We start from the raw sequence: 17,085 nt of genomic DNA, 5'->3' as shown, positions 1-17,085 counted from the left end.
TTCTCAGATGGCAAAGGCCAAGCGCATGTACGGCTGCACGGAGTGCGGCGCGACCTTTCCCAAATGGGCGGGCCAGTGTGGCGAATGCGGAGCGTGGAACACCCTCACTGAAACCATGATCGAAAGTGGCGGCGCCGCAGCGCCCACCGGTCGCGCAGGCTGGACCGGCCAGCAAGCCCAGATCAAGACCCTGGCTGAAGTCAGCGTCGAAGAAATCCCGCGCTTTTCTACCGCTTCCGGCGAGCTTGACCGAGTGCTCGGTGGCGGCCTGGTGGACGGCTCGGTGGTGTTGATCGGCGGCGATCCGGGGATCGGCAAATCGACCATCCTCCTGCAAACCCTGTGCAGCATCGCCAGCCGTATGCCGGCCTTGTATGTCACCGGCGAAGAATCCCAGCAGCAAGTGGCCATGCGCGCCCGTCGCCTGGGCCTGCCCCAGGACCAGTTGCGGGTCATGACCGAGACCTGTATCGAAAGCATCATCGCCACCGCCCGTGTGGAAAAACCCAAGGTGATGGTGATCGACTCGATCCAGACGATCTTCACCGAGCAGCTGCAATCGGCGCCGGGTGGGGTGTCCCAGGTGCGGGAGAGCGCGGCGTTGCTGGTGCGCTATGCCAAGCAAAGCGGTACGGCGATTTTCCTGGTGGGTCATGTCACCAAGGAAGGCGCGTTGGCCGGCCCGCGGGTGCTGGAGCATATGGTCGATACGGTGCTGTATTTCGAGGGCGAGTCCGATGGGCGCCTGCGCCTGTTGCGCGCGGTGAAAAACCGTTTTGGTGCGGTCAACGAGCTGGGTGTGTTCGCCATGACGGACCGGGGGCTCAAAGAAGTCTCCAACCCCTCGGCGATCTTTCTGACCCGCGCCCAGGAAGAAGTACCGGGCAGTGTGGTAATGGCAACGTGGGAGGGCACCCGGCCGATGCTCGTGGAAGTCCAGGCCCTGGTGGACGACAGCCACCTGGCCAACCCGCGCCGCGTGACCCTGGGCCTGGATCAGAACCGCCTGGCGATGCTGCTGGCGGTGCTGCATCGCCACGGCGGGATTCCGACCCATGACCAGGACGTGTTCCTCAACGTGGTCGGCGGTGTAAAGGTGCTGGAAACCGCGTCGGACCTGGCGTTGATGGCGGCGGTGATGTCCAGCCTGCGCAATCGGCCGTTGCCCCATGACCTGCTGGTATTTGGTGAGGTGGGCTTGTCGGGCGAAGTGCGTCCGGTGCCCAGCGGCCAGGAGCGTCTGAAGGAAGCGGCCAAGCATGGCTTCAAGCGTGCCATCGTGCCCAAGGGCAATGCACCGAAGGAGGCGCCACCGGGGTTGCAGGTGATTGCGGTGACGCGTCTGGAGCAGGCCCTGGACGCCTTGTTCGAATAACCCAAAACCCTGTAGGTGCTGGCTTGCCAGCGATGACGTCGAATCAGTCGCTACATCCCTGACTGACACGCCGCCATCGCCGGCAAAGGTCAAATGTTCAGCAACTCGCCCAGCTCCCGATGCAATTCCTCCTCATCCCCCAGATTCAGCTCGATCAACCTGCGCAAATGGCTGATCGAGTCCAGATCGATATGCTCACAGACAAACCCCAGTTGCCCCTGGTCATCATGGGTCAGCCGCACCTGCATGCTGACGTCGGTCTGGGCGTCCAGGTGAATGTCCACGTCAAACGGCTCATCACCCTTGCCCAACCACGGCGCGGGCTTTTGCACCAGCAGCCCCTTGAGCGATAAATCCACCAGTTGCACCGGCCATTGCTGGCCGTTCTGCTTGAGTTCGGTCCTGGCATCGAAGGCAATCCGCCGAAAACGGCGGCGATCTGACGGCTGGTCGCTCATGATGAAACCCTCTGTAGGTACAGGGATTGTAGCCTTGCGCCATTATCGGGCATTTATTTCTGTTTTTTTCGCCCCGGCAAGGCTCTAGACCAACGTAGGGGGCTGGTCTTTAGGGCGCAGCGCGCTAAACTCCGGATGGCTGTCTTTCTGTCCAACCTGGCTGGAATAAAAAAATGAAAAATAATAATAGCCTGCTCCGCCATCTACCCTGGCTGTTGCTGGCAATCGTAGGAGCGTGCGCCCTGGGCGTAGTGGCTTTGCGTCGCGGCGAGGCGATCAACGCCTTGTGGATTGTAGTCGCGGCAGTCGCCATCTATCTGGTGGCTTATCGTTACTACAGCCTGTTCATTGCAAATAATGTGATGCAACTCGATCCACGGCGGGCCACCCCCGCAGTGATCAACAACGACGGTCTGGACTATGTGCCGACCAACAAACATATCCTGTTCGGTCACCACTTCGCCGCCATTGCCGGTGCAGGGCCTTTGGTCGGCCCGGTCTTGGCCGCGCAGATGGGCTACCTGCCAGGTACCCTGTGGCTGATTGCCGGTGTGGTGCTGGCGGGTGCGGTGCAGGACTTCATGATCCTGTTCCTGTCCACCCGTCGCAACGGCCGTTCCCTGGGGGATATGGTTCGCGAAGAGATGGGCCGCATTCCCGGGACCATCGCGCTGTTTGGCTGCTTCCTGATCATGATCATCATCCTCGCGGTGTTGTCGCTGATCGTGGTCAAGGCCCTGGCCGAAAGCCCGTGGGGCATCTTCACGGTGATGGCGACCATCCCGATTGCGATGTTCATGGGCGTGTACATGCGCTACATCCGGCCGGGCCGCATTGGCGAGATCTCGATCATCGGCGTGCTGTTGCTGCTGGGTTCGATCTGGCTGGGCGGGCAGATTGCCGCTGATCCGGTCTGGGCCAAGGCCTTCACCTTCACCGGGATCCAGATCACCTGGATGCTGGTCGGCTACGGCTTCGTGGCGGCGGTATTGCCGGTGTGGCTGATCCTGGCTCCCCGTGACTACCTGTCGACGTTTCTGAAAATCGGCACGATCATCGCCCTGGCGATCGGCATCCTGGTCACCATGCCTGACCTGAAAATGCCAGCACTGACCCAGTTTATCGATGGCACTGGCCCGGTGTGGAAGGGCGGCCTGTTCCCGTTCCTGTTCATCACCATCGCCTGTGGTGCGGTGTCCGGCTTCCATGCGCTGATCTCCTCGGGCACCACGCCCAAGTTGTTGGCCAATGAAGCCCACTCGCGCTACATCGGCTATGGCGGCATGTTGATGGAGTCGTTCGTCGCCATCATGGCCATGGTTGCCGCTTCGGTGATCGAGCCAGGCGTGTACTTCGCCATGAACAGCCCTGCGGCGATTGTCGGCACTGATGTGGTGACCGTTGCCCAGACCGTCAGCAGCTGGGGCTTTGCAATTACCCCGGAAGCGCTGCAGGCAGTGGCCAACGATATCGGTGAAACCACCATCCTGGCCCGTGCCGGCGGTGCGCCGACCCTGGCGGTCGGTATCGCGCAGATCCTGCACAGTGTCCTGCCGGGTGAAAACACCATGGCATTCTGGTACCACTTTGCGATCCTGTTCGAAGCGCTGTTCATCCTGACTGCAGTTGACGCCGGTACCCGTGCCGGTCGCTTCATGCTCCAGGACCTGCTCGGCTCCTTCGTCCCGGCGCTCAAGCGTACCGAGTCCTGGACCGCCAACCTGATCGCGACCGCAGGCTGTGTGGCGATGTGGGGTTACTTGCTGTACCAAGGCGTGATCGATCCGCTGGGTGGCATCAACACCTTGTGGCCGCTGTTCGGCATCTCCAACCAGATGCTGGCCGGTATCGCGCTGATGCTCGCCACTGTTGTGCTGATCAAAATGAAGCGCCAGCGCTACATCTGGGTCACGCTGCTGCCGGCTGTCTGGCTGCTGATCTGCACCACCACCGCAGGCTTTATCAAGCTGTTCGACGCCAACCCGGCAATCGGCTTCCTGTCGCTGGCCAAGAAGTACAGCGATGCGTTGGCCAACGGTCAGATCCTTGCCCCGGCGAAGAACATCGACCAGATGCAGCATGTGATCTGGAACGCCTACACCAACGCGACGCTGACGGTACTGTTCCTGTTCGTGGTCTTCAGCATCCTGTTCTATGCGATCAAAGTCGGCGTAGCCGCCTGGGGTACCAAGGAACGTACGGATAAAGAAGCGCCATTCCAAGCCATGCCGGACGCGTGATAGAGGGTTGCAAACATGTTCAATGACATTGGTCGCCTCGGTAAATACCTCGGTCAGGCCGCGCGCCTGATGGTCGGCATGCCCGACTACGACACCTACGTCGAGCATATGCAAACCAAGCACCCGGACAAGCCGATGATGGACTACAAGGCGTTCTTCCGGGAACGCCAGGAAGCCCGTTACGGCGGCAAGGGCGGGCCCAAGTGCTGTTGAACCCATAGGCTTGGGCCTATGTGATCCCTTGTGGGAGCGGGCTTGCCCGCGATGGCGGACTGTCAGTCAGCAGCGATGTTGAATGTGAGATCGCAATCGCGGGCAAGCCCGCTCCCACATTTGTTTTAAGTTTCCTCAAGGAGAATATTTTTGTCCTCTCCCATCCCCGTCACCGTCCTCAGCGGCTTCCTCGGCGCTGGCAAGACCACCTTGTTGCGTCATCTGCTCAAGGCCGAACACGGCTTGAAAATCGCCGTGATCGAAAACGAATTCAGCGACGCCGGTATCGACACCCAGTTGCTGGGCGATGAGCCGGTGCAAGTCATGACCCTGTCCAACGGTTGCGTGTGCTGCACCATCCACACCGACCTGACCAAAGCCCTGTACCTGCTGCTCGAACGCCTGGACAGCGGCGAGATCGCCTTCGACCGCCTGGTGATCGAATGCACCGGCCTGGCCGACCCGGCGCCGGTGGCCCAGACTTTTTTCATCGATGAAGAACTGCGCGAGCGCTACATCCTCGACGGCATCATCACCCTGGTGGACGCCGCCCACGCCGAACACCACCTGAGCCAGACCATCGCCCAGGCGCAGATCGGCTTTGCCGACCGCCTGTTGGTGAGCAAGCGTGACCTGGTGGACGACGCCAGCTTCGACGCCCTTTCCGAGCGCCTGACCCGCATCAACCGCCGTGCGCCGATCCGGGTGGTGGAGCACGGCAAGATTGACCTCGCCGAGTTGCTGGACGTGCGTGGCTTCAACCTCAACGCCGGCATGACCTTGCGCCCGGTCAGCCAGGCACCGTCCATCGACCGTATCTCCAGCCTGGTATTGCGTACCGACCAGCCGCTGGATATCGACCGCCTCAGTGAGTTCATGAACGAGCTGCTGGAGGAGCACGGCAAGCAACTGCTGCGCTACAAGGGCGTGCTGAACATCGCCGGGGAAGACCGGCGCATGGTGTTCCAGGGCGTGCTCAAGCTCTACGGTTTCGATTGGGATACCGAATGGGCCGAGGGCGAGGCGCGGGAGAGTGTGATTGTGTTTATTGCCGACGAATTGCCCGAAGAGAAGATTCGCGCGGGCTTCCAGCGGGTCTACCAACCCTGACCTGAAACACGATCAATGTAGGAGCTGGCTTGCCTGCGATAGCGGTCTGTCAGCCACCACATCATTGACTGACCCTCCGCTATCGCAGGCAAGCCAGCTCCCACATTTTTGACCGCGTTCCAACAGGCATAAAAAAGCCCGGCTCAAGAGCCGGGCTTTTCATTCAAGCAACTGCAATCAAGCGCCGTACACCGGCAGCTTCTTGCAGATGGCCTTGACCTTCTCACGTACCGCGTCGATCACGGCTTCGTTGGACAGGTCTGCCAGGATGTCGCAGATCCAGCCAGCCAGTTCCTTGCACTCTGCTTCCTTGAAGCCACGAGTGGTCACGGCCGGGGTGCCGAAGCGCAGGCCCGAGGTGACGAACGGCGAACGTGGGTCGTTCGGTACCGAGTTCTTGTTCACGGTGATGAAGGCTTTGCCCAGGGCAGCGTCAGCATCTTTACCGGAGATGTCTTGCTTGATCAGCGACAGCAGGAACAGGTGGTTTTCAGTACCGCCGGAAACCACGTCAAAACCGCGCTCGATGAACACACTGGCCATGGCCTGGGCGTTTTTCACCACTTGTTGCTGGTAAGTCTTGAACTCAGGCTGCAACGCTTCCTTGAAGCAGATCGCTTTAGCGGCGATCACGTGCTCCAGCGGGCCACCCTGGGCGCCCGGGAATACCGCGGAGTTGAGCTTCTTCTCGATCTCGGCGTTGGCGCGCGCCAGGATCAGGCCACCACGTGGACCGCGCAGGGTCTTGTGGGTCGTGGTGGTCACGACGTCAGCGTAAGGCACTGGGTTCGGGTAGACGCCAGCGGCGACCAGACCGGCCACGTGGGCCATGTCGACGAACAGGTAGGCGCCAACCTTGTCGGCGATTTCACGGAAGCGTGGGAAGTCGAGGATCTGCGAGTAGGCAGAGAAACCGGCCACGATCATTTTTGGCTTGTGCTCGACCGCCAGGCGCTCGACTTCGTCGTAGTCGATCAGGCCATTGCCGTCGATGCCGTACTGCACAGCGTTGTACAGCTTGCCGGAGGACGAAACGCTGGCGCCGTGGGTCAGGTGACCGCCGTGGGCCAGGCTCATGCCCAGGATGGTGTCGCCGCCTTGCAGCAGGGCCAGGTAAACGGCCGCGTTGGCTTGGGAGCCGGCGTGTGGCTGGACGTTGGCGTAATCGGCGCCGAACAGTTCCTTGGCACGGTCGATGGCCAGTTGCTCAACCACGTCGACGAACTCGCAACCGCCGTAGTAGCGCTTGCCTGGGTAGCCTTCGGCGTACTTGTTGGTCAGAACCGAACCTTGAGCCTCCATCACCGCAGGGCTGGTGTAGTTTTCCGAAGCGATCAGCTCAATGTGCTCTTCCTGGCGCACAGCTTCTTGCTCCATGGCGGCAAAGAGATCGGCGTCGTACTTGGCAATAGTCAAATCACGGCTGAACATGGCGGTCCTCAAGGATCGGGGGCAGAAAAGAGGGGCATTCTAACCCAATGGGTTTTAGATGGCATATGAAAGGACATCATGTCGCGGACAAGTGGCGCTCATCCAGAGATGGATGGCGTATTTGAGGGCCTCATCGCGGGCAAGCCCGCTCCCACATGGGAACGCATTTCAACTGTGGGAGCGGGCTTGCCCGCGATGAGGCCGTCTGCCTCACCACATGATTTTCAGTCAAACATGAACAGCGCATCATTGCTGAACTGCGCCTCAAACCGATTGGCCGGCATCGGCCGTCCAAACAGGTAACCCTGCACCTCGTCGCACCCGTGTTCACGAAGGAAGTCCAGTTGCTCATGGGTTTCCACGCCTTCGGCGATCACCGCCAGGTTCAGGCTGTGGGCCATGGCGATGATTGCGCGGGCGATCTGCGCGTCCTGCTCGCCGGACGGCAGGCCGTCGACGAAGGTGCGGTCGATCTTGAGCACGTCGATGGGGAATTGCTTGAGGTAGTTGAGCGATGAATAACCCGTGCCGAAGTCGTCTACGGCGATGCTCAGGCCGAGGTTTTTCAGGCTGGCGAGGATCTGCAGGGCCTCGTTGACCTCGCGCATCAGGATACTTTCGGTCAGCTCCAGTTCCAGGCACGCCGGTGGCAGCCCGGTTTCCTTGAGGATGGTAGCGATCCGCGTACCCAACTGCCCGTCCGAGAACTGCCGGGCCGAAATGTTCACCGAAACCTTGGGTACCCGCACCTTGTTCTGGTGCCAGGTCTTGAGTTGGCGGCAGGCCTCGTCGATCACCCAGTCGCCCACATCCACCACCAGGCCCAATTCTTCCAGTACCGGGATGAAATCCCCCGGCGGTACCAGCCCGCGCCGTGGGTGGCGCCAGCGCAGCAGGGCTTCGGCACCGGTCAAGCGTTTGCCATCGCCACTGAACTGCGGTTGGTAATACAGCACGAATTCGTTCTGGTCCAAGGCATGGCGCAGGTCGCTCTCCAGTTCCAGGCGCTCCAGGGCGCTGGCGTTCATGTCGGCCTGGTAGAACTGGAAGTTGTTCTTGCCGCGCTCCTTGGCGTGGTACATCGCCGTGTCGGCGTTTTTCATCAGTTGGCTCAGTTCGTTGCCGTCCTGAGGGCTCAGGGCGATACCGATGCTGGCGGTGACAAAAAACTCGCGGCCTTCGAGCACAAACGGCTTCACCAGGCTGGCGAGGATCTGCTCGGCCACATGAATAGCCCGGTTCAGCGCCATTTCGCGGCTGACCCGCGGTTGCAGGAGCAAGGTGAACTCGTCACCGCCCATGCGCGCCACGGTGTCGTCTTCGGCCACACAGCCGAGCAGGCGGGTGGCCATTTCCTTGAGCATGCGATCGCCGGCGGCGTGGCCCAGGGAGTCGTTGATTGGCTTGAAACGGTCGAGGTCGAGGAACATCAGCACCACCCACGACTTCTGCCGTTCGGCCGACTGCAACGCGGTGTGCAAGCGATCCTGGAACAGGGTGCGGTTGGGCAGGTGGGTCAGGGCGTCGTAGTAGGCCAGGCGGTGGATGCGTTGTTCGCTGGCCTTGCGCTCGCTGATATCACTGAAGAAGCACACATAACTGGCCAGGTCGCCTTCATCATCGAGTACGGCGGTAATGCCGACCCAGGCCGGGTAATGTTCGCCGCTGCGGCGCTTGAGCCACACTTCGCCTTCCCAGGTGCTGTGCTGGTGCAACTGCTTGAGCACGTAGCGCAGGTGCGCTTCCTGCTGTTCGTCGACGGTGAGCATGTTCGGCAACTGGTCGAGGACGTCGGCCACCGCATAACCGCTGACCCGGCTGAACGCTTCGTTGGCCTGCACGATATAGCCGGCCGGGTCGGTGATCAGGATTGCCGAGGTGGAATGCTCGAATACCGTGGCCGCCATGCGCAGGTCTTTCTCGGCGCGGCGTTGCTGGCTGATATCGCGACCCACGCCGAGGATGCCTTCGAACGCGCCGTGCTCGTCCCACACCAGCACCAGGCGCAGCTCGATCGGCACCTTGCGCCCATCGGCCCGCAGGCAGTCGAACAGGAACAGTTGGGTCTGCACGTCATCGCGCAGCAGGGCCAGGGCTTCGGGCTGGTCGAGGGAGCGGCTGACCCGTTCCACCAGGGTGTAGATGCCGGTCAGTTGTTGCGGGTTGGCGATGGTCGATTGCCAGCCGTTCTTGAAGATCCAGTCGACTTCATAGCCCAGCACTGCATTCACCGACGGGCTGACATAGTTGAGGGCCAGCTTGCTGTCGGTGGAGAAAATCACGTCGCTGATGCTTTCGGCCAACATCCGGTAGCGCTGCTCGCTGTCGCGCAGGGACTCGCTGGCTTCGATCTGGTCGGTGATGTCCTTGGCCACGCCGATGATCCGCGTGACCTGGTCGGTCTTGTCCCGGGCCAGGGCCTGTTCGCGGATCTCGAAGCGCCGCCACTGGTTGTTGCGGTGCCTAAAGCGCAGCTGGCACTGCAACTGTGCCAGGTACCCGGCGGCGCGCTGTTGCTGGCGCAGTTCGTGGTAGTACTCGGCGTCTTCGGGGTGCAAAAGGATCTCCCAGAAGTACTCGCCCATCTGTTGCAGTTCGTGCCGGTTGTAGCCCAGGGTATGGCCCAGGTGGTGGTTGCTGAAGATCATCCGCTGGCTGATCACATCCTGCACATACAGGTGATCCGGCACGGTACGCACCACGTCCGACCAGAAGCCTTCGCGCTCCACCAGCGACAGTTCGATCAGCTTGCGGCTGGTGATATCGCTGATGCTGAGGATCACTGCCTTATAGTCGTGCTGTGCTTCCGGCAGGCGCATCACCAGCCACAGGTACTGGTCGTTGCCGTCGATGTCGCTGAGTTGAATCTCCAGCTCCAGCTGTTTTTGCTGGGTCAGCACGGCTTCCAGCACTTGGTAGCCAATGGCGCTGGTGTTCAGCGCGCAGCCGTCGATCAAACGGTCCCAGGCCTGTTCGCAGGACGCCACATTCAGCAGGCGCACCGCCACCTGGTTGACTTCAGTGATGCGCAGTTCCTTGAGCAGATGCTGGCGTTGCTCGGGGCTGTTTTGCAGCCAGTCCTGCAACTGCTCGCGGGTGTGCAACTGGGCCTTGTCGAAGAACCCCCGCAGGCCCGACAGGTCGAGCACGCACAAGGCCACGCCGGTGCCGTCGAAGATATCCTGATAGCGGCGCCGGCCTTCGTTTACCTGGCGCTGGCGGCGGCGCATGTTCAGCAGCACCAGCACCGGGATCAGCGAAAAGGCCAGGCCCAGCAGGCACTTGCCGATAAACGCCGGCAGCAGTTGCTCCAGCACGGCAGCGCGGTCGAACAGGCCGCGCAGTTGCCAGTCGCTTTTGCTCAAGGGGGTGATCAGTACGGTTTTATTCAGTTCTTCCGGGGTCAGCCCGGACGACCATTGGCTGGGCATGCCGCTGTCGCGACTGACAATCCGATGGTTCAACTGGTTTTCAATCGCCCACATCGGGCGCGGCCCCTGGCCGTCCTGGCGCGTCAGGTTGGCCAGGTAATTGGGGGCCAGGCGCAACGCCCAGTACATTTTTGCGCCGCCACTGGGTTGGTGCAGCAGCAAGTAGATGACGGAGCCGTCGCTGTTGTTGCTCAGGTAATAGGACTGGGCATGGCTGCGCTTGACCAGCTCTTCGAGCCAGGCACCGTCCTGGCTGTTGTCGGCGGTGTCACTGATGATCGCGCCGCTGGGGGCGAGCAGGGCGACGCTGCGTAGTTCCGGCAGCGAGCGTTGCAAGCTGCGCACCAGGGCCTGGTGCTGTTCTTCGTTGCGTGGGGGTTCGACAATCGGCAGTAGGTTGAGGGCGATTTGCGCGCTCAGGGCCATGTTCAGGCTGATCTGTTCGGCCAAGTCGGCGCTGTAGTTGATGGTGTATTGCTGCTGGTTCTTCTGGTTTTGCTGCAGTTGGTCCAGCAGTTGCCAGAACAATAGCGCGAGCAGCAACAGGACCAGCGTCGCCAACGCGCCCTTGAGGGTTCCGTGCAGGGGGGCGCCCGGCGCAATATGGGCTGCGCGCAACGGGCTTGGCTTTGTTACGTTGGTCAAGCTGTGATCCTGCGGTTTGGCTGTACTGGCGCGCGACGTGCACTATAAGCCGGACGCCCGAAGGGCGGCTAGCATGCCTTGAGTTGTGGCAAAGTGCCAGCGCCGCCTGGCAGGACTATAAGGCCGGGCCGGTACGGATCAACGCATCCGCCAGTTTGAATAGAATTGCCAGTGCAAAGCAACTAATAACCACAGACGCTGTGCGGTTTATGTTTTGCGGGGTCAACCAGGCATGCCCGCTGCGCTTGATACGCGCACCGAAGAGCACCCAGGCGCAGCCTACCGGGATCACTACCGCGGTGAATTGCATGACGAACTGCCCATACAAGGCGGTATCGGCAAAGGTTTGCACGGGCACGATGAACGACACCACCAGCAAGCCCTTGGGATTGATCAGCGTCAGCAAAAAGAACTGCCGGCGCGATACCCGCGCGCCCGGCATGGCGGGCAGGCCGGCGGTGGGCTCGCGCCACAGGCAGTACGAGGTCTTGGCCAGGTAACAGATCGAGACAAACTGCATCACTTTCAGGCACCAGGGCGCATTGGCGCCAATGTGGCTGAGCAGGTAGCCCCAAAATGAAATCTGCAGCAGGTAAGCCAGGCATTCCAACAAGCTCAAGGTCCAGGCCCGCCTGAAACCAGAAAGCACCCCAGAGCGCAATAACAGGGTATTGGTCGGCCCCGGCATTAATAGCAGCAACCCAAGTGCAGACATGACGTTGAGCATGAAGGCTGTCTCCCAGGACAGTCAGGGGGTAGGGCGGTTAGTCCAGCAGGTAGATTTCGACACGCTCTTTTTGCGCCCCGATGTTATTGCGCTTGAGGCGGATCTTGCCGATTTCGCCGGTGGTGTTCAGGTGCGTACCGCCACAGGGCACTTGGGAAAACCCGTCGATGTGCCAGCAGCGGCGCAAGCGCGCGGTGTCGGTGAAGCGGCTTTCAATGGGCAGATCGGCCGCGACCAGCGTTTCGACTTCCTGCAGGATTTCGGGAAAGTACTGGCTGACATTCTCTGCCAGGGTAAAGTCGATCCGCGCCTTGGTCTGGCCTATGTGGGCGCCGATTTTCTGCAGGTCGGGGAATTTCTTGTAGAACAGTTCCAGCACGATTTCCGCGGCGAAGTGTAACCGCATCAATGCGTAGCGCCGAGGCCAGTCGATCGTTACGTTGACCTGGTCGCCAACGGCAAAGTCCGGGTCCTGGGCCAGGGCATAGATGATCCGCTCACCCTCCACCGTGGCCTGGCTGACCTCAATGCGGTTGATCGTACCGTGATCAGACTCCTGGCCGCCCGACTCGGCAAAAAAAATCGTCGGGCTGATCTCCACGTTACGCCCCTCGATACTCAGCACACGAGCGTCCAGGGTCGAAAGGTAAGGGGTGCTCCAGAATGCGCGTTCCATATGACTTAGCTGCCTTGTTCACTGAGGGCGGTTAAAAAAAACGAGTAAAAGCGTGGAAAGTCGTCTTCGAAAAAAAAGTGCCCGCCTGGTACGCACTGGCTCTGAAAGGTGGCACTGGTGTAGCAACCCCACTCGTCGAGGCGATGGGGGTCGATCAACGGGTCGTCATAGCCATTGAGGGTATGCAGGGGGACCGGCAAGGGTCGCAGGAAGCGGTAGGTCAGTTGTTGGTTGAGCGCCAGGTCGGCCTTGAGTTTCTTCACGGCGGTACGGGCGAAACTGCACGCAGGGTCCGGTGGCAACGGCAGGGTGCTTTGCGCTCGGATGTGCGCCCATAACTGCTGATCGTTCATCGCTCCCAGCAGCGAGGAATAGCCGGTATGGGGTGGCATGCGCCCGGAAAGAAGCAGGTGGGTGGGTAAAGGGTGGCCCCGTTCGGCCAGGGCATGGGCGATATCCAGTGCCAGGCCGGCGCCGAAGCTGTGGCCATAGAAGGCAAACGGAAGCGTCAGCTCTTGCAGTTCGGTAACTATGGCATTGATCATTTGCTCGACACTGAGCGCTGGCGCCTCCTGGATACGTTCCTCACGTCCAGGCAGCCTGACCCCCCAGGCCGCGATGTCGATGCTGTGTAAGGCGTTCAACCCGAGGAACGGCGCCATGCCTCCACCGCCATAGGGGAAGCACAGCAATATGCGTCGCTGGACGGTGGCGTGCCCTGTGTGGAACGGTGCGAGCCAGCGGGGCTGCGCCAGGGTTGTGTGGTTCATGGCGTCCCTCTCATCCAGTGATCTCGAACAGGCCGACCGCCGGATGAAACATGTGTGACGTCGTCAGTGAACGGTGTTCTGGTGTGGCGGGATAGGGAATCGTCATGGCATTGGTCACGGTCACCCCCCCGATTTTTGCCAGTGACGCCTGGGTGGTGTGCAGGTCACCGACCTTGAAGGCCACGTGATAGATACACGCCTCCACGTCCACCAGCAGTCGGCTGACCACGCTGTCGGCGCGAAAGGGTTCGACCACTTCGACGATCTCACCCGCCGGAGAACGCAATTTGGTGATGAATACGCCAAAGGTCTCGATCGGTTGCCGATGAAACAGCACCTCGAACCCCAGGGTCTTGAAGAACGCTGAGGTTTTTTCCGTGGATCGGGTGGCGTAGGCGATATGGTCGATCGCCAGGTACGAGGGCTGTTCCATGGGCGATCCTTGTCAACTGGCCAGAGGCTTGAGGTCCAGGCCGCTGAGGCTCCTGTTCGCCACGCGGTTTTGCTGGTCGGTACAGGTCCCGGCAACTTGCACCACGCCGAATTTGTCGAGGCGATACTCGCCACCAAACTCTTTCACATAGTCGGTGCCGGGGTAGACCTTCACCCGCCCTGGAACATAGCGCGCCACATACCCCAGGCGGGTTTTGTCCGACGTCGAGTTGGGCAGCGAGGAGTGCATCAGCATCGAGCGGAAGATCACAAACTGCCCGGCTTTCATCACGATCGGCACCGCTGCGGCTTCGTCCGGTTGCCAGGATTTGTCTTTTTGCAGGGTGCTGTAGTCGTAGCCGTTGAAGCCGCGGGCGTATTGGCCCTTGACCACATCTTTATTGGCGACCGGGTCGAACGTCATGCCGATGGACTCGTCGTAGTTCATTTTTTTGTGGGTGCCTGGAATAAACAGCATGCAGCCGTTTTCCGGGGTGGCGTCGGTAAAACCGGTCCACACGTTGATGGCGCCGCCGAATGCTTCATCCTCGGGCCAGACCAGTTGGGGTTCCCCGGAGGCATGGCCGAACGTGTCCGCCTGGTGCCAATCGGTGCCTTCATTGCCGGGATATTTGGGAATGAACTCGCTGCGCCAGCAGATTACGTCCGGGCCCAGGATGCTTTTGAGGCGGTGCACGATCTCTTTGCGAAAGACATGACGGGTCAGCAATTCAACGTCCAGGTGCCGGTCGTAATTGGTGATCGCCACATCCAGGGGCGCGTCATAGGGCGCGTGCGTACGGTTGAACAATTGCGCCCGTACGGTTTTATGCAGTTGCATCATTTCTTCAGGCTCGTAGAGCGTGAAGGGCCCGATAAAGCCGTCCCGGTCGAATTGCTGATGCTCCTGTTCCGTCAACGAAAAGTCAGTGATATCCATGTCGGCTCCTAAGAGAGGTTACTGAGGTTTTCATGCGCTACGTAGTACTGCACCCATTCCTGCAAGGTGTTCAGCCGGGCGACTTCATCGAATGGGGTTTTTCTGCCAAGGGTCTGGTTGATTCGCGTGTGGGCCATGACGACGCTCAGGGATGAGGCGCCATAGGTATAAATGGAGTTTTCAGGCCGCAAGTCGCGGGTGCCCAGGATGCTGGACCAGGCTTCCAGCACCGCGGAGCCTGCAGGGTGGGGCGCAATATGAACGGCCTGTTCGTCCGCCAGTGATTGCAGCGCGCGTTTATCCACCTTGCCATTGGCCGTCACCGGCAGTTCGAACAACCGATGGATGCGCGATGGCAGCATATAGGGGGGAAGCCGGCTGGATAGCAGGCTCAGTAACTTGCCTTCGTCGGTATCCGGCCAGCCATGCTGGAACACAATGAAGGCATGCAGGCAGCTTTCCAGAGGATTCATGGCGCGGGCCAGCACCACCGCTTGGGCGATGCCCGGTAACTGCATCAGCCCCTGTTCGACCTCGGCGAGCTCGACGCGGTAGCCGTGGATCTTGACCTGTTCGTCGATGCGGCCCTGATAGCGGAAAACCCCATGTTCGTCCTCGATCACATAGTCGCCGGTACGGTAATAGATACCTTCTGGCAGGCGCAGGAAACGCTTGCGGGTCAGTTCGACGTCCAGATAGCCGAGGGCCAGGTTTCGTCCGCCTAGGAGCAACTCGCCGGACGTGCCGGGTGTGACCTCCCGAAGGTCGGCATCGACGACTTTGGCGTAAACCTGGCCGAGCAGATGGCCAATCGGTATGACCTGCGCCTGGGCATCCTTGAGTGTGCCCAGGCTATGCCAGGTGGAAAACACGGTGTTCTCGGTCGGGCCGTAGCCGTTGATGAGGGTGATGCCTGGATTGGCCGCCAGCAGCGCACTGGCATGCACCGGCTTGAGTACTTCGCCACCGACGTACAGCACCCGCACTGCGGCGAGCATGTGCAGGCGGTGCTGCGCCACCAGATGAAACAGCGAGGTGGTCAACAGCAGCACGTCGCACCGGGCTTTTTGCACCGCCTCGCAAAGGGTCTCGATATTGAAAGCGGGTTTGTGCAAGGTGACGCAGGCACCTGTCAGCAAAGGGACCCAGACCTCAAACAACGCGGCGTCAAAGCCGATCGAGGAGTGATGAACATAGTTGCGCGCCAGGCCTTGAACTTGCCGCTGTACGTTCTCCACCAGGTTCAGCAGCCCATCCTGGCCAATCAGCACGCCTTTGGGGACGCCAGTGGTGCCGGAGGTGAACATCACCGTGAGCGGATCGATGTCCATTGGATACGGCCGGGTGGCCCGGCGAAAGGCTGGACCTTGGGCGCTAAGGGCGCCGCTTTCGTCAAGACGCAAGTGGGTCAGGCGTGGATCTAAATTGACTGCTTCGGGCTGGTCGAGCAGCAAAACATGCTTGCAGCCCAGTTGATCAAGCTGCGCGACAATGCGCTTGGCGGGGGTGCCGGGATCGATGGCAACATAGGCCAGCCCCAGCTTGGCGCAAGCCAGCAGCGTCACCAGATAGTCCAGGCAACGATTGGCGACCAGTGGCAGGCATGGGGTATCGGCCAGGCCCCGCTGGGTCAATTGCTCGCACAGCCCCAGTACTCGCTCATGCAATTGTTGATAGGTAATCGACGCGTCTCCAGCGACAACCGCGACCGCGTCGGGCGTCACCGTGCAAATCGATTGGAACTTGCGAAACACCCGGGTCGTGGACCGATTATGTGCGTTCATCGGCTGGCCTGCGTTGTGGCGTGGGTCAGAAAACAGCTCATGGCCTGGTACAGCTGTTCATGGCCGTCGACAAAGTCGTGATGATGTCCGGCCGGGTCTTCGATCAGTTGGCAGTCAGGCAGCCACTGCGCCACGTATTTTGAAGACGCAGTGTCGGTGTAGCGATCGTTGCTGCCACACCAGACCAGGGTGGGTGTCTTGACGGCCTGGGCGGTGCTCGCCACTTCCAGGCTCGCCAAGTGGTTGAGGAAGGTCAGGTATTGGTGAAAGGCCTGTAGCTCGCGCAAAGGCCGGACCTGTTGGTAGCGGTAGTCGCTGGGGGTATAGCTGCACGCGGTGTGGATCAGGCTGACGGCTTCATACACTTGGGCCCAGTTCCCCTGCGCGATCGATTGCATCATGCGTTCGACGTCGCGTTCATACTGGCTCTTGGCAATTTCATCGCCCCTGAGAAAGTAGGCGCCGTTGAGCAATAGCAATTTGCGGCAGGCACCCTGGGTCGCGGCCAACAGCGCCAAAGGTGCGGAAGAGCAGTAACCCACCAGAGCATCCAGGCATACGCCCTCAGGCAGCGCAGTGCGCAGCTGCGTGAAAAAATCGCTGACCCCCGCGCTCGGTGTCAGTTGCGCTGTGGAGGCATAGGACAGCAGAGCGTCACTTTCCAGAATGATCACATTGAAGCGGCTGATGAAAAACAATGCGGCGTTCTTCATGTAGAAACACTGCGTGCCGACTGGCGATAACAGCAGCAAGGTCTCCCGGGCCGGATCAATTGGCAGGCTCTGTACACAGATCACCTTGCCGGCGCGCGGCAGGTTCAGGGTCAAGGGGAACAGGCTGTGCATGGCATACC

At 60.6% G+C, this 17,085-nt stretch carries 14 protein-coding genes; 4 read left to right on the top strand and 10 right to left on the bottom strand.

Translation table 11 applies throughout. The annotated features are described in order from the left end of the window. Positions 1 to 7: 7 nt before the first annotated feature. On the top strand, positions 8 to 1,375 hold the full coding sequence (gene radA, locus BHC62_RS02890) for a DNA repair protein RadA (protein ID WP_029292126.1): 1,368 nt from the start codon (positions 8 to 10) through the stop codon (positions 1,373 to 1,375). Between the two features lie 89 nt (positions 1,376 to 1,464). Here the strand turns inward: radA and BHC62_RS02885 are convergent, their stop codons facing one another. Continuing rightward, positions 1,465 to 1,833: a PilZ domain-containing protein gene (locus BHC62_RS02885; RefSeq protein WP_029292124.1), complete on the bottom strand. Its 369-nt coding sequence runs from the start codon at positions 1,831 to 1,833 to the stop codon at positions 1,465 to 1,467. 173 nt (positions 1,834 to 2,006) lie between these two features. On the opposite strand from BHC62_RS02885, the gene BHC62_RS02880 reads away from it, so the two are divergent. From BHC62_RS02880 to yjiA, 3 genes are all read left to right on the top strand, one after another. Beyond that, positions 2,007 to 4,073: a carbon starvation CstA family protein gene (locus tag BHC62_RS02880; protein WP_029292122.1), complete on the top strand. Its 2,067-nt coding sequence runs from the start codon at positions 2,007 to 2,009 to the stop codon at positions 4,071 to 4,073. A gap of 15 nt (positions 4,074 to 4,088) precedes the next feature. Next, entirely contained in the window at positions 4,089 to 4,286 is a 198-nt protein-coding gene (locus BHC62_RS02875; RefSeq protein ID WP_029292120.1) for a YbdD/YjiX family protein, read from the top strand. Positions 4,287 to 4,436: 150 nt separating this feature from the next. Then, the gene (yjiA, locus tag BHC62_RS02870) at positions 4,437 to 5,396 is read left to right on the top strand and encodes a GTPase (protein WP_070994161.1); all 960 of its coding nucleotides are present in this window, start codon (positions 4,437 to 4,439) and stop codon (positions 5,394 to 5,396) included. A gap of 177 nt (positions 5,397 to 5,573) precedes the next feature. Here the strand turns inward: yjiA and glyA are convergent, their stop codons facing one another. The 9 genes from glyA to BHC62_RS02825 form a co-directional block, all read right to left on the bottom strand. Then, entirely contained in the window at positions 5,574 to 6,827 is a 1,254-nt protein-coding gene (gene glyA / locus BHC62_RS02865) for a serine hydroxymethyltransferase (protein ID WP_029292115.1), read from the bottom strand. A 224-nt stretch (positions 6,828 to 7,051) separates the two neighbouring features. Continuing rightward, a complete protein-coding gene (locus BHC62_RS02860; RefSeq protein WP_029292114.1) occupies positions 7,052 to 10,903 on the bottom strand; it encodes a bifunctional diguanylate cyclase/phosphodiesterase in 3,852 nt (1,283 codons plus the stop codon). Between the two features lie 115 nt (positions 10,904 to 11,018). Then, positions 11,019 to 11,630, bottom strand: coding sequence for a LysE family translocator (locus BHC62_RS02855; protein ID WP_070994160.1), 612 nt, complete (start codon positions 11,628 to 11,630; stop codon positions 11,019 to 11,021). Positions 11,631 to 11,667: 37 nt separating this feature from the next. Continuing rightward, the gene (locus tag BHC62_RS02850) at positions 11,668 to 12,306 is read right to left on the bottom strand and encodes an alanyl-tRNA editing protein (RefSeq protein WP_070994159.1); all 639 of its coding nucleotides are present in this window, start codon (positions 12,304 to 12,306) and stop codon (positions 11,668 to 11,670) included. Positions 12,307 to 12,311: 5 nt separating this feature from the next. Next, the gene (locus BHC62_RS02845) at positions 12,312 to 13,076 is read right to left on the bottom strand and encodes a thioesterase II family protein (RefSeq protein ID WP_070994158.1); all 765 of its coding nucleotides are present in this window, start codon (positions 13,074 to 13,076) and stop codon (positions 12,312 to 12,314) included. A gap of 10 nt (positions 13,077 to 13,086) precedes the next feature. Next, positions 13,087 to 13,509, bottom strand: a complete 423-nt coding sequence (locus BHC62_RS02840; protein ID WP_070994157.1) for a VOC family protein — start codon at positions 13,507 to 13,509, stop codon at positions 13,087 to 13,089. A gap of 12 nt (positions 13,510 to 13,521) precedes the next feature. Continuing rightward, positions 13,522 to 14,448 (bottom strand): chlorinating enzyme, encoded by a 927-nt coding sequence (locus BHC62_RS02835; RefSeq protein WP_070994156.1) that lies wholly within the window; start codon positions 14,446 to 14,448, stop codon positions 13,522 to 13,524. A gap of 8 nt (positions 14,449 to 14,456) precedes the next feature. Continuing rightward, on the bottom strand, positions 14,457 to 16,232 hold the full coding sequence (locus tag BHC62_RS02830; protein WP_143007474.1) for a non-ribosomal peptide synthetase: 1,776 nt from the start codon (positions 16,230 to 16,232) through the stop codon (positions 14,457 to 14,459). Next, complete coding sequence (locus BHC62_RS02825; protein ID WP_070994155.1) at positions 16,229 to 17,077, bottom strand: alpha/beta fold hydrolase; 849 nt, start codon at positions 17,075 to 17,077, stop codon at positions 16,229 to 16,231. Before BHC62_RS02825 ends, BHC62_RS02830 begins: the two co-directional genes overlap by 4 nt. Positions 17,078 to 17,085 lie beyond the last annotated feature (8 nt).

The sequence above is a fragment of the Pseudomonas sp. 06C 126 genome (assembly GCF_001855215.1).
GTDB classification, from domain to species: Bacteria; Pseudomonadota; Gammaproteobacteria; order Pseudomonadales; family Pseudomonadaceae; genus Aquipseudomonas; species Aquipseudomonas proteolytica.
Note: the sequence above shows the minus strand (reverse complement) of the source record. Positions and strands in the feature narration are given on the sequence as shown.

Coding starts and splice junctions, on each gene's coding strand:
- radA (WP_029292126.1), top strand. CDS start 8: ATGGCAAAGGCCAAGCGCATGTACGGCTGCACGGAGTGCGGCGCGACC.
- BHC62_RS02885 (WP_029292124.1), bottom strand. CDS start 1,833: ATGAGCGACCAGCCGTCAGATCGCCGCCGTTTTCGGCGGATTGCCTTC.
- BHC62_RS02880 (WP_029292122.1), top strand. CDS start 2,007: ATGAAAAATAATAATAGCCTGCTCCGCCATCTACCCTGGCTGTTGCTG.
- BHC62_RS02875 (WP_029292120.1), top strand. CDS start 4,089: ATGTTCAATGACATTGGTCGCCTCGGTAAATACCTCGGTCAGGCCGCG.
- glyA (WP_029292115.1), bottom strand. CDS start 6,827: ATGTTCAGCCGTGATTTGACTATTGCCAAGTACGACGCCGATCTCTTT.
- BHC62_RS02855 (WP_070994160.1), bottom strand. CDS start 11,630: ATGCTCAACGTCATGTCTGCACTTGGGTTGCTGCTATTAATGCCGGGG.
- BHC62_RS02850 (WP_070994159.1), bottom strand. CDS start 12,306: ATGGAACGCGCATTCTGGAGCACCCCTTACCTTTCGACCCTGGACGCT.
- BHC62_RS02845 (WP_070994158.1), bottom strand. CDS start 13,076: ATGAACCACACAACCCTGGCGCAGCCCCGCTGGCTCGCACCGTTCCAC.
- BHC62_RS02840 (WP_070994157.1), bottom strand. CDS start 13,509: ATGGAACAGCCCTCGTACCTGGCGATCGACCATATCGCCTACGCCACC.
- BHC62_RS02835 (WP_070994156.1), bottom strand. CDS start 14,448: ATGGATATCACTGACTTTTCGTTGACGGAACAGGAGCATCAGCAATTC.
- BHC62_RS02830 (WP_143007474.1), bottom strand. CDS start 16,232: ATGAACGCACATAATCGGTCCACGACCCGGGTGTTTCGCAAGTTCCAA.
- BHC62_RS02825 (WP_070994155.1), bottom strand. CDS start 17,077: ATGCACAGCCTGTTCCCCTTGACCCTGAACCTGCCGCGCGCCGGCAAG.